This is a genomic window from [Eubacterium] eligens ATCC 27750 (assembly GCF_000146185.1).
Lineage (GTDB): Bacteria > Bacillota > Clostridia > Lachnospirales > Lachnospiraceae > Lachnospira > Lachnospira eligens.
In genome coordinates this window covers 565683-578510 of sequence record NC_012778.1, presented here as the reverse complement: position 1 = coordinate 578510, position 12828 = coordinate 565683, and the positions used below count along the sequence as shown (strand labels likewise).

At 38.6% G+C, this 12828-nt stretch carries 9 protein-coding genes; 1 reads left to right on the top strand and 8 read right to left on the bottom strand.

What is annotated here, in order from left to right; all coding sequences use genetic code 11:
- Nucleotides 1–10: 10 nt before the first annotated feature.
- The 4 genes from EUBELI_RS02725 to EUBELI_RS02710 all read right to left on the bottom strand — a co-directional run bounded on the left by EUBELI_RS02725 (nt 11) and on the right by EUBELI_RS02710 (nt 5808).
- Entirely contained in the window at nt 11–1432 is a 1422-nt protein-coding gene (locus EUBELI_RS02725; RefSeq protein ID WP_012738813.1) for a DUF342 domain-containing protein, read from the bottom strand.
- A gap of 66 nt (nt 1433–1498) precedes the next feature.
- Entirely contained in the window at nt 1499–2428 is a 930-nt protein-coding gene (locus EUBELI_RS02720) for a hypothetical protein (protein WP_041687969.1), read from the bottom strand.
- A gap of 123 nt (nt 2429–2551) precedes the next feature.
- A complete protein-coding gene (locus EUBELI_RS02715; protein ID WP_041687967.1) occupies nt 2552–5014 on the bottom strand; it encodes an ATP-dependent DNA helicase in 2463 nt (820 codons plus the stop codon).
- Between the two features lie 11 nt (nt 5015–5025).
- Complete coding sequence (locus EUBELI_RS02710; RefSeq protein WP_012738810.1) at nt 5026–5808, bottom strand: hypothetical protein; 783 nt, start codon at nt 5806–5808, stop codon at nt 5026–5028.
- Between the two features lie 119 nt (nt 5809–5927).
- Here EUBELI_RS02710 and EUBELI_RS02705 point away from each other — a divergent pair, with 119 nt between their 5' ends.
- Nucleotides 5928–6983: a tetratricopeptide repeat-containing glycosyltransferase family 2 protein gene (locus tag EUBELI_RS02705; protein WP_012738809.1), complete on the top strand. Its 1056-nt coding sequence runs from the start codon at nt 5928–5930 to the stop codon at nt 6981–6983.
- 59 nt (nt 6984–7042) lie between these two features.
- Here EUBELI_RS02705 and EUBELI_RS02700 read toward each other — a convergent pair whose 3' ends face one another.
- The 4 genes from EUBELI_RS02700 to EUBELI_RS02685 all read right to left on the bottom strand — a co-directional run bounded on the left by EUBELI_RS02700 (nt 7043) and on the right by EUBELI_RS02685 (nt 12747).
- A complete protein-coding gene (locus EUBELI_RS02700; RefSeq protein ID WP_041687965.1) occupies nt 7043–8638 on the bottom strand; it encodes a cadherin-like beta sandwich domain-containing protein in 1596 nt (531 codons plus the stop codon).
- A gap of 21 nt (nt 8639–8659) precedes the next feature.
- The gene (locus tag EUBELI_RS13545) at nt 8660–10735 is read right to left on the bottom strand and encodes a dockerin type I domain-containing protein (RefSeq protein ID WP_012738807.1); all 2076 of its coding nucleotides are present in this window, start codon (nt 10733–10735) and stop codon (nt 8660–8662) included.
- Between the two features lie 32 nt (nt 10736–10767).
- Nucleotides 10768–12360: a peptide chain release factor 3 gene (locus tag EUBELI_RS02690; RefSeq protein WP_012738806.1), complete on the bottom strand. Its 1593-nt coding sequence runs from the start codon at nt 12358–12360 to the stop codon at nt 10768–10770.
- Between the two features lie 126 nt (nt 12361–12486).
- On the bottom strand, nt 12487–12747 hold the full coding sequence (locus EUBELI_RS02685; protein ID WP_012738805.1) for a hypothetical protein: 261 nt from the start codon (nt 12745–12747) through the stop codon (nt 12487–12489).
- Nucleotides 12748–12828: the final 81 nt, after the last annotated feature.

The window sequence follows — 12828 nt, the reverse complement described above, 5'->3', positions numbered from 1 at the left end:
TGTAATATACTTATTCATCATAATCACTAAGAATAATCGTGCTTGGCGTCTTCTTAACAATAATATGTGAAAATACAGAACTTGGCATATAAGTCTTATCATCCATATATACCCTGCTTCCCGGATATATATGATTCTTTACTTTAACAACTGCTCTCTCTGAATCTCTTATAAGATTGTATAATGCCTTGCTCTTTTCTTCAAGCTTGGCTTTCTGAGCCATCTTTACAATCTTTGACTGGGTAACTCTCAATGCCATTTTACTATCATACTTTTCAGGCATGTTCTGTTTAATCATCTCAAACTTCTTATTAGCCATTTCAAAAGTTTCAATCTGTCCGTCCACTTCCTTAAGCTCCATAATAAGTTCTGCATATTCTTTTCTGATTTCTTTGGTCGAACCAACCCTCAACAAAGTCTTTACATTGCTTTCATGTCCACATGATGTAGTACTGATTCCCATAACACCAGTTACATCACCACCTATAATAGAACCTATTGGTCCCTCAACAAATACCCTGCCATATGTAAGCACCCTGCAGTTAAGAATATAATTACACTGTAAGTCTCCTTTGGCAATAACCTCTGTATTCTCAAAAAATCTGCCTGATATATTTCCCCCTGCCTCGATTTTTCCTGAATTCTTAGTATTAACACCATCCTTTAATACAATATCTTTCCCAGCAATAAGTGTTGCTCCCTCAACGAAGCCTCCAACATATATACTTCCCATGGCATGAACTGTTACACCACTTCTCACACTGCCTGTAATATTAACATCCCCGTTAAAGTCAATATTCCCCATACTCATGTCAAGATTACCATTAACCTCATACACATTAACAACACTTAAATCATAGTTGCAGTATTCAATCTTTCCAGATATTGCAGCATAAGTTTCTTTCCCATCCTCAGATGTCTTAAAGCCCTTACCATGCAGTCTTGGCTTTGGTTTTCCTGGTTTAGGCACAAGCAGCTTCCCGCATATGTCGAAGCCAAACTCCCCTTTAGTCGGCTCATGATATCTTGCCAGCAAATCACCCTCATTAACCTTTTCAAATCTCTTCTGGTTAAAATAATCAATAGAACCATCTTCTCTTACTGTTGGTCTGTTGTTATTAATTGCATCAGTATCAAAAAAGAATTCATAATATCCGTCTTTTCCTGTATTTACAGGCTTACCAACAGCAATTTCAACAGGCTGGTCATATATTTTTTGTGAAATCATCCATCGAATTTTTTCTTCGTCTATTCCCGTCTTAATTCCATTAAGCGATAGCTTATTCATGACTTCATCATATGTATATCCTTCATCACATTTGCCAAGCCTGACTGATGCGCTCATATTATCATCTGCAATATATACATAAACCTCATGTAACTCGATATCATCTATATCAGCTGTTTCATTAACTATTTCTGTATTGCTCATGCTGTTCCCCCTTTCCGAAGGTCTTATCCATTCATTATCAAAATACTGTACTGTAATAGCTGCATCTTAACATCCATACTTAAGCAGCCCATCCAGATTACTTCCCCTCTCAAGTGCAAGTCTTATCTTCTCCATCTCTTTAAAGGTATATCTTGGATCAGCATATAAAGAAACATCTACACCGCTTGTAAGTCCCATAAGAATTTCCTGTGACTGCAATTCATTAAGTGCAGGCTTCTCGTCATTCCATTTATCAGAAATTCTGTGTCTTGCCTCTTTCATGCTTACCGCATCAATAAACGGATCTGCATATTCAGAAACATCTATTCCTTCTTCAAGTCCAAGTCTTATCTGTTTCATCTGTCCCGATGAAAATCCAACCATGTTATATGGAGTAACATCAATCCCTTCCTCAAGTCCAAGTCTTATCTGTTCCATCTGTTTCCCATTATATTCATGAAGCAGATACTTAGTTATATCGACACAACTGTGTATTCCCAGCCTTATCTCATTGAGCTGATATTCATCATAATTATCCTCAACAAAAAATGTAAGGTCAATCTCTTCTTTTTTTGCAAGTCTTATCTGTCTTAATACCTCTCCTGAATAACCAAGCTTTGCATACCTGGTCAGATCATAATTAAGCTCTGATGCAAGCCTTATCTCTCTCATAACAGAATGACTGAACTTAGGATTACATATATCATCCATATTAATTCCGCTACGCACAGCCTGCTTCAGTTCTTCCATCTGCATATAATCATACTGTGCATCTGCAAATCTGCTTACATCAAGTTTTTCTTCCAGGCCAAGTCTTAATGCTTTCATCTGGGCAGCATTGAATTCCTCTTTGCAATACACACTCACATCAATGCCATTCTCAATTCCTCTGATAATCTCAATAGTCTGTAATTCATCAAATCCCAGAGACTGCCAGACCTGCTTGTCTACAGTTTTGCTTTCTATATTCTTATTAATCTCTTCCACGTTCTGCATAAGCCCATCTCCCATAATCAAACCAAATCATCATATATCCGGACCTTAATAATATCTGTCTAAATTTTATCACACATACAGTCCGACTACAAGTTCTAACATTGTACATTTTTTATCAATGCTCTACATATCCTGTTCCGTCCAGAAATCCTTAATACATTTATAAGCATTACCCAGACTTACTGGAAATATCCTGTTCCACTCCCTAGGATACATACGCTCATATTCACCAGTCATAAATCTGTCATCCAGAAGTGCAATAACTCCCTTATCCGTATCCGTCCTTATAACCCTTCCTGCTGCCTGAAGCACCTTATTCATTCCCGGAATAACATAAGCATACGAATATCCATTTTTGCCAAACTCATCAAAATAATCCCTTAGAATGTTACGCTCCCTGCACACCATCGGAATCCCAGTTCCGACAATGACAGCTCCGATAAGGCTCTCATCCTTTAAGTCAATTCCTTCGGAAAATATTCCTCCAAGCACACAGAAGCCTGCAAGCGAAGCCCCTTCTGGAAGTTCCTCGTAAAATGCTGATAAGAAACTCTCCTTGTCAGCCTCCTTCATAAACCTTCCCTGCACAAGCACATTCACACAGCTTTCTGGTAAAAATGTATATTCTCCACCACATTCGGTCACATTAACACCATTTTCCCACCTGAAGCACTCAAGAACACTCTCCATGTAAGAATATGACGGAAAGAACACCATATATCTGCCGCTTCTGCCAGAAATCATATGCATAATATAATCATGTACCTTAGCATATTCCCTTGCATTTCTTCTTGTATAACGGCTTGTCACATCAGTTGCCACAACAATTCTCTTATTATCAGGTTCAAAAGAAGAGTGTGCATACACCGCTCTTTCTGATACATCACCTGAAAGCATTTCCTTAAAATAATTAACCGGAAGCAGCGTTGCCGAGAAGAATACCGTGCTTCTGCCCTGTGAAAGTCTCTCACTTATGTTGCCAGACGGGTCAACACAGTACAGATGTACAAGAAAGTTTCCATCATTATCATGCTCATTATAATAGACATATTTTTCATCAGCACAGTCATACATATTAAGAAAATGTCTCACTGCAAAGAAAAACTCGAGCAGCTCGTTAGTCACAGGTTCACCCTTATGCCTTTCCATAAACTTCTGCATAAGTCCCATGACACGCTCAAGGCTGGCTGGAAATGTTCCAAGACCACTCACAACCATGAATGTATCGCACTGTCTTTTATATTCGAGCAACTGCTTATTACATCTGTCAAGTGCGCCTGCAAGCCGTTTGTCCATCTCTTTGACAAGCTTCTTAGCCGCAAGAAAATCTTCTTTTTTCAACACTGCGCTGTACATTTCTCTTGCTCTGTCCACAAGGTTATGTGCTTCATCCACAAGAAACACATAATCACCCTTCGCACCATTGCCAAAATATCTCTTAAGCGACGCATCCGGGTCAAATACATAATTATAATCACATATAATTCCATCACACCAGTACGAAACATCAAGCGACATCTCAAACGGGCAGACATTATGTCTGTTGGCATATTCCATGACATTATCTCTTCCGATAACCATCTGGCTCGTTATAATGTCATACACAGCATCATTAATCCTGTCGAAATGCCCCTTGGCATAAGGACATGCCACGGGGTTGCAGTTGCGCTCATCAAGTGGACATATTTTGTCCTTCGCTGTAAGAGTAACAGTTCTCATATGAAGCCCGTTATCCCTCAGAATGGCATAAGTATCCTCCGCAACAGTCCTTGTTATAGTCTTTGATGTCAGGTAAAATATCTTATCTGCCATCTGCTGACCAAGTGCCTGCACAGCCGGGAACACAGTAGACAGCGTCTTTCCGACACCTGTAGGTGCCTGAATATACAGATTCGCACTATCCTCAATAGCTCTGTATACACTCACGCACAGATTCTTCTGCCCCTCCCTGTATTCATAAGGAAACTTAAGTTCTCTGATTGATTCCGTCCTTTTTAGTCTTTCATCAAATGTATAATCAGTCCATCTTTTAAAGCCTGTAATCAGCTTATTAAACCACTCTTCAATTCTTTCAAATGTATATTCTTCCAGAAACTTATTGACTGTCTCAGGCTCAGGAGTAACATAAGTCATCTGAATTCCAATCTTTGACAGCTTCTTCTGGCTTGCATATATATAGCCATACACCAGTGCCTGCGCCTTATGCACATAGACAGGTTCTTTCAGCAGGGAAACATCTGCCTGCATAGTCTTTATCTCATCAATTATTACATCGCTCTCCGGCTCTTTATTGCCATCCTCATCATAATTAATATCTGCAATAATACCGTCAGCCCTGCCTTCAACCTGTAATACATACTCAATCCCTAAGTCAGATACAAGCGGTATCTCAATCTTTAAAGGCACTTCTGCATGATACATAGTTCCCATGCTGTGCTGGATTTTCCTGTGAATCCTTGCCCCCTCCTGCATGATTTTCACATCATTGCTGCCTGTATTCCTGTTGTCAATATCACCTTCTGCACACATGAATTCCACAAGATTTCTTACAGATATTCGAAAGCAGTTTCCATTTACAGAGTACATACTATCTCCATTCAATAATGTTCTTCAATATCGTATATATAGGCATTGCCTGTCTTTCCGACTCTTTTAACCTGTTCCATGTAATTAAGCATTGCAAGTACACTGGCAGCAGTCTGCCTGTCAATATGCGCTGCATTTGCAAAATCCGCTGAAGTAAAGTTCTTCTCAAGTCCCTCTGGTACAAACTGCATATAATCCTGTGGACAGTCCAGTTCAACTATCTTTCTTATTCCAACAGGAATGCGGTCATAACGCACACTTCCACGCTTCTTATCGTAACTCCAGCCATTAAGAAGCTTATATTCTTCCATATCAATCAGCAACAATGTAACCTTAAGATTCTGATTCTTTAAAAATGCTTTAATCTTATATAGTTCAAACATCGCATCATACATAGAGCATCGCTTCGGAGACTTCCTTCTAGAAGTAATATCCCCCGTTTCCGGCTCAATCCAGCTTAAATACTTTTCATATGGCATTGGATACACAACTCTTACCTGATATTCATTCAGGAACACTGACAACTTATCCCTTAACTTGTTAAGCTGCCTCGTCTGAATCTCAATTATCCCATGCTCGTTATATATATCTGCAAAATAACCGTCTATTGCAACCTCATGATTATCCTCATCGGGTTCATAATACATTTTTAATACTGCATGCAGTGTCTTTTCCGACAAAGTACCTATCCCCTTGTCATTATGGCTCTTACCGATTATCTTCTCTTTCGCCGCGTCAAAAGCCTGACTGTCTATATATTCAACTGGTTCTGCTTCAGATTTCTTTTTTGACATTGTGTACCTCGTATCAGATATATGTTATCATTGATAACAAGTATCTTACGAATACCTAAAAAAATCAAGGCATTTACCGATATAACCTATATAAATCCAATTAAGAACAGGAGAAAAACATGATATCAATAAGCATGTGCATGATTGTAAAAAATGAGCAGGACATTCTTGCAAGGTGTCTTGATTCATACGCAGGAACTTATGATGAATTGATTATTGTAGACACAGGCTCAACTGACAATACCAAAGAAATTGCCGCTCACTACACCGATAAAATATATGATTTTGAATGGATAAATGATTTTTCAGCCGCAAGAAATTTTGCATTTTCCAAAGCTGGATGTGACTACATATTCAGTGCTGACGCAGACGAAGTGCTTAATGATACCAACAACTACGCATTAAGAGAATTGAAACATGTGCTTCTTCCAGAGATAGACATTGTTCAGATGTATTATGTCAATGCATCAGAATATAATTCTGTATACAATGCACACAAAGAACTCCGCCCGAAGCTTTTCAAAAGGCTCCGTTCATTCACATGGATTTCACCAATACATGAAACAGTACGGCTCACGCCAGTCGTATATGACAGTGACATTGAAATTCTTCACATGCAGGCGGGCGACCATAGTAAAAGAGACTTTTCAACATATTTCAAAGCATTTGAAAAAGGAGTCCACATTGAAGATTATGTAGTTACCATGCTGTGTAAAGAGCTTCTTATATCCGGTGAAGATTCCGACTTTATTGCTTTCAGGAATATATTTGAAAATGTTCTTTCCAAAGAAGGCAGAAGCAATGATTTAATGAAAGAAATCAACTGTATTCTTGCTAAGATATATATGGCAGATGGTGACACTGACTCATTCTTTAAGACCACTTTAAAAGCAGTTGCTGACAATCCTCCTGCTGAAATGTGTCTGATTCTCGGAACATTTTACATGAACCAGGCAGACTATGAAGAAGCTGTGCTGTGGCTGTATAATGCTGCATTTGAAACAGAAAGCATACTTGATGCGGCAAGCAGCGGAAACAAGCCTTTGTCTTTGCTTGGTAAATGTTATGAAAAACTTGCTGCAGCAACAGATGACCCATATCAGGCAGCCCAATATAACGAAATGTCAGCCGACTATTATAGTCAGGCAGAAAACTGGAAGCTTCCGGAAGAATAAAAAAAGCCTTAGGAAAATGTAATCTGAGCATCACATTTTCACTAAGGCTTTTAAATTATTTACTTATCATCATCAATATCGAAAAGCTTCAGTTCCTCGACATCATTTTGCCCAGACTTATCATCACCATATAAAATCTTGTCTGATACCTGGTCAATGTCCTCGTCCTCACCATCCTCATATTCCCCAAGATCATACTCATCAATCTCTTTCTCTGTATATGAATCAAGGTCAACGCCATCTTTTGATGCCATATTAAATACCTTCTTTACCTTAGAAAGCTTAGAACAAAGGATTCCCGTAACAACTGCAAATGCAGCTATTAAAACAGACAGAATTGATATAACAGCAATATAGCCCTTATTATTCGCTGGTTTTGTATCTTTTCCGGATGTATTTACCGTTCCGGTAATATCACCTTTGTCTATTGAATAAGCCTGTATTGTCGCATCGCTTATTCTGTATCTGAACCAGCCCTTTTCCCCAAGAGAGCTTACTCCATAAAACAGACAGTACTGTCTGTCCGAATCAATAAGCACCTGTACTTCTTTTCCATTCATAGTAAACTTAGTTAATGTATATCCAGACGGTTTATTAAGCGAATCTGTTATTGGAAGGACTACATATGTTATCTGTGGCTCATCAACTGTATTGTATGGTGAAAATGTTTTTGCTTTTTCATCATATACATAAAAACCACCATTGCCATTATCACTTTCTAGATACATAAGAATAAGACCTGTTTTAAGTCCTTTACCAACAATTACCTTACTACCATCATAATCATATTCTTCTGTATCATAATCATCAGGCAGCTCATGTGTTGTATAATCCTGACTAATTGTGAATTTCTCTCCATCTATAGTAACAATCCCTTCACTATTCTGTGTCTGTGATGAGCTTTCCTGCTGGACTTCTGTCTGTGAAGGTTCTTCAGTTGCCGTCTCCTGAGTAGTTTCTGGTCTTGTCGTATAAATTACATACTTTCTTACAGAACCGTCCTCTGCTGTAACTGTAATTGTAGTGGTATTGCTTCCCGGATCCATTCTTCTTCCACTTATAGATACCTTTGCCGCACCATCATTAGCAACAGCACTGACAACCAGTTCTTCAACATCTGAATCTACTGTAGCTTTATATGTTGTTGTCTCCGGTGAAAACGCTGGTGAAAGTGTTCCCGGACTTATCTGTAAAGATTTAAGCGCATTATCTGAAGAATAACTTGCTGGAGCTTTTGCTGTGACTGTTCCTGAAGAACTGCTAACCTGCGCTCTTTCACCATTTACAGATATCTTCGCATCTCCCGCAACCTTAAGTGTTGTTGTTCCTGCGGCAATAATTTCAAATTGCATTGATATTGATTCCGTAGAACCATAAGCTGATGCATCCAGAAGCGCAAACGATACAACACCGCTATTGCCTGAAGACACCGGTTTTATAATTGAATTATCATATGATACAGGTATTGCCGCCGCATCTATACTATCAGAAGCTGACACAGTAAGAGTAACTGTCACTTTATCTCCTACAGTTCCACTCACTGAACTAATTGATATTTTGGCTGTTTCATCAGCTTTCGCATAATTTACCGGAATCAGCATTATACTCATAACCAATATGCTTATAAAAGCAATTAACTTTTTTATCTTATTCATAATCATCCTTTCTAACAATAATTACTGACTTATATTTCCAATACCAAGAATATATCTTTTTACTACAGCAAAATCAAACAAATCAAGTTCTCCATCTTTATTACAATCCGCTGCTTTCCAATATATCCCTGATGGCTCAGAAATACCCAATAAAGCTCTCTTTATAAGCGCAAAATCAAATAAATCAATATCTCCGTCGCCATTTGCATCACCATATATAATAATCTCATATCTGCTGACCTCATTGCCAGAAGAATTATATGTTATAAGAATATCTCCTGTCCCAACAGTTCCGTCCTTTTCATTGCCATTCTTATTAAGGACCTTAGAATAAGCGCCCTCCTGGTTTTTAATCTTATCAAGTACATCACTGACACTGCTTGAAACTGATATGCCACTTATATATTTTGTACTCTCGTCCACAGACAGATTTGTAGAAAATCCCGGATAACTTACGCTATTATCAGGTTTATCCGGTTCCGGATCTGGCGTAGGATCAGGTGCTTTATCCTGTCTTACCACAGTTATTGTATAATCCTGTGTATCACCATTCGCCGCTGTAACTGTTATTTTAATATCATTACTTCCAACTGAAAGTTCATATTTTCCCAAACCACTTACATTTGCTGATGAATCAAGCGCAGAACCGCCAATATTCACTGATGATGTCTCATAATCAACAATAAAGCTGTATTCTGTCGTATACAGACTAAATGTTGGCGTCAGAGACCAGCCATCAACATACAGGTTCTTAAGTCTGTTATTAGGACTTCCATCTCCTGTCGGAATAGCGCATACATTTTCAGGCATATTCTCATATACAGGTATCTTAAATACAAACGATATGCTTTCCTTATTACTGTCACTGTATCCCTGTGCACTCTTAACAGATTCACTTCTCGGTGCCAGTATATTAGTCATATACTGATGTCCTCTTCCTGTCATATCGAACTTCTCATAATACAGAGTATCCTGCCCTTTATTGATATAACTCTTGCCAATAAATATGGCACCACCAATTATAGATTTCATTCTCGTATTCCATGGTCTTAAAAGACTTGAATCCGATTTTGAAGCATATCTTAATCCATTCTGTACAGCAGTATACCCTCCACTTGGAGATGCACCTATATTATAATAATTGTAATAGCCGCTATATCCTGACTGTGTTCCTGAAATACTGCTTCCATGTCCGTCATATCCCTGTTCCTGTAAAATCCTTGATGTTAGGTGATATGGACTGACTCCTGATTCCTGCCCTGCATATAACAGACCTGTTATATATGTATAGCTTCTTCCATTGTATGAAAGATCATGGCTTGAATTATCCATGAATGTACCATCTGTCATACTTTCAAGACCATCTGCATCCTGTACTGAACCATCGAATGCAAGATTCTCGAACATAAAAATATTAGTAGCATTAAGGAAATTCCTAGGATCAAGGGCATACTCTACAAGAGCAGATGATGCCTGTACCCAGCTTCCATCCAATCCCGTATATTCACCTGACTCCCAGTCATAACATCCATCTGCCACTGATTTCCATGATGATACAGCCGAACCATGTATAAGGCTTCGTCCAATTACATTCTGGTTATCAACCACATCTGACCAGTCTTTTCCATTATGGTCTGCAACAAATACCCAGTTAGGATACTGTGCATGAAGCTGCCTTAAACTGTCCTTATAACTGTCAGGAAATCCCTGTGAATTAAGATATTCCTCAAAATCCGCATCCGGCTTGTAGTCAATTCTCTTATCTATAGTTGTATAACTTGAAGTTACATAACCTCTTGTATAACTTCCATCATAACTAAAGCCTATGCTATACCATACCGTTCCTGAATCAGTATTAACCTCTTCATATATATCAAACTTAAATCCGCCATCAACTGTGGTAATAATCTCACCCGTAACAGGTGATTTTCTTATCCTGAGGTTAGTAACATCATAATTAACATGTCCCTGTGCTATGACTGATTCCGCTTTTGTATTAACTACAGATGTAAAGGCAAGACCGGCAAGCACAAGCATACATACCATCACTGCCAGTGCTGCTATTCTTTTTACACTACATTTGTATACTGATTTCATGTAATCACCTGACTCCTAAATGTATCATACAACTAGTTTCTTCCAAATTCTGAAAGCTTTAAGCCCTCATTTCTCTCAAGTACCATATTAACAGACCAGCTATTGGCAAATACAAGAAGTGGATTGCCCTTAAGGTCTTTAATCTTCTTCATATCTGATGTACCGACAATTCTGTTCACATCAATTTCCTCAGGATTCTCAATCCAGCGGATATGCTCATATGGAAGCGGCTCAAGTCTGATATCAACACCGTATTCATTCTTAAGACGGTATTCAAGAACCTCAAACTGAAGAACACCGACAACTCCCACGATAATCTCTTCCATTCCTGTATTGAACTCCTGGAATATCTGAATTGCACCTTCCTGTGCAATCTGGTTAATACCCTTGATAAACTGCTTTCTCTTCATAGTATCGAGCTGTCTTACTCTTGCAAAATGTTCTGGTGCAAATGTAGGTATACCCTCAAATGCAAATTTCTTATTAGACTTGCATATAGTATCACCAATAGAGAAAATACCCGGATCAAATACACCTATAATATCTCCTGCATATGCCTCATCTACAATATGTCTCTCCTCCGCCATCATCTGCTGTGGCTGGCTGAGTCTTATTTTCTTGCCACCCTGAACATGGTTGGCTTCCATTCCGGCTTCAAACTTACCGGAACATATTCTCATGAAAGCAATTCTGTCTCTATGTGCTTTATTCATGTTAGCCTGAATCTTGAATACAAATGCTGAGAAATCCTCAGTAAATGGATCAATAATTCCCTGATCAGACTTTCTTGGAAGTGGTGAAGTTGTCATTGATAAGAAATGCTCAAGGAAAGTCTGTACACCAAAGTTAGTAAGCGCTGAACCAAAGAATACAGGTGTAAGGTCACCTGCACTTACCATCTCCTGATCAAACTCCGCACTTGCTCCGTCTAACAGCTCAATATCTTCCTGAAGCTTGTCATAGAAAGCATCACCAATTCTGTCCTTAAAAACTGCCTCGTCTGACGCATCAACAATCTCAGTATCAACTTCCTTCTGACCATTCATGGCTGCCTTGAATAAAGAAACATTTTTCTCTTTACGGTCATACACACCCTTGAATTCCTTACCGCATCCGATAGGCCAGTTAATTGGGCATGTAGAGATTCCAAGTACACTCTCAATTTCATCAAGAAGCTCAAATGGATCATTAGCTTCTCTATCCATCTTATTGATAAATGTAAATATAGGAATGTGTCTCATAACACATACCTTGAAAAGCTTGATAGTCTGTTTCTCAACACCCTTAGAAGCATCAATAACCATGACTGCTGAATCTGCTGCCATAAGAGTTCTGTAGGTATCCTCTGAGAAATCCTCATGTCCCGGAGTATCAAGAATATTGATACAGTAACCTTCATAGTTAAACTGAAGAACAGAAGAAGTTACCGAAATACCTCTTTCCTTCTCAATCTCCATCCAGTCGGAAACTGCATGCTTGGCAGTCTTCTTACCCTTTACAGAACCTGCAAGGTTAATGGCTCCTCCATAAAGCAGGAACTTCTCTGTTAATGTTGTCTTACCAGCATCCGGGTGAGAGATAATGGCAAAAGTTCTTCTTTTCTTAATTTCACTTTCTAAACTCACTGTTTTACTCCTTTATATCACATAATACATAGCTTATCAAATAATTCATGCCTTTCCCGGCATATACATAATATAAGCCTGTGACGCAGTCTTAGCTTCACAGGCTTACTCTGATTAATAGTCTAATTATTCGCGGTTAAGACCGAACTTGTATGAAACCTCAGACTTGTCATCAATTCTTCTGAAAATGTTGATTACTCTGTCCATAACTGGCTCAAAGTCTTCCTCATTTTCAACTTCAACAGTAACAACCTGTCCATCCTCTTTGATAACAACATCCTTTACAAGCTCTAATGCCTTGATATCTTCCTCTGTCTGTGCAACCAGCTCTGGTGTTGTCAACATTTTAGACTTGCTCTTATACTTAACAGCGTATGTTCTTGTCATTATATCCTCCTAATTCAGCCTGCATCGGCAATATAATCTCATATGTCATTTTATTATATAACATGATTCTTAATTATGCAA

Coding starts and splice junctions, on each gene's coding strand:
- EUBELI_RS02685 (WP_012738805.1), bottom strand. CDS start 12,747: ATGACAAGAACATACGCTGTTAAGTATAAGAGCAAGTCTAAAATGTTG.
- EUBELI_RS13545 (WP_012738807.1), bottom strand. CDS start 10,735: ATGAAATCAGTATACAAATGTAGTGTAAAAAGAATAGCAGCACTGGCA.
- EUBELI_RS02720 (WP_041687969.1), bottom strand. CDS start 2,428: ATGCAGAACGTGGAAGAGATTAATAAGAATATAGAAAGCAAAACTGTA.
- EUBELI_RS02715 (WP_041687967.1), bottom strand. CDS start 5,014: ATGTACTCTGTAAATGGAAACTGCTTTCGAATATCTGTAAGAAATCTT.
- EUBELI_RS02700 (WP_041687965.1), bottom strand. CDS start 8,638: ATGAATAAGATAAAAAAGTTAATTGCTTTTATAAGCATATTGGTTATG.
- EUBELI_RS02725 (WP_012738813.1), bottom strand. CDS start 1,432: ATGAGCAATACAGAAATAGTTAATGAAACAGCTGATATAGATGATATC.
- EUBELI_RS02710 (WP_012738810.1), bottom strand. CDS start 5,808: ATGTCAAAAAAGAAATCTGAAGCAGAACCAGTTGAATATATAGACAGT.
- EUBELI_RS02705 (WP_012738809.1), top strand. CDS start 5,928: ATGATATCAATAAGCATGTGCATGATTGTAAAAAATGAGCAGGACATT.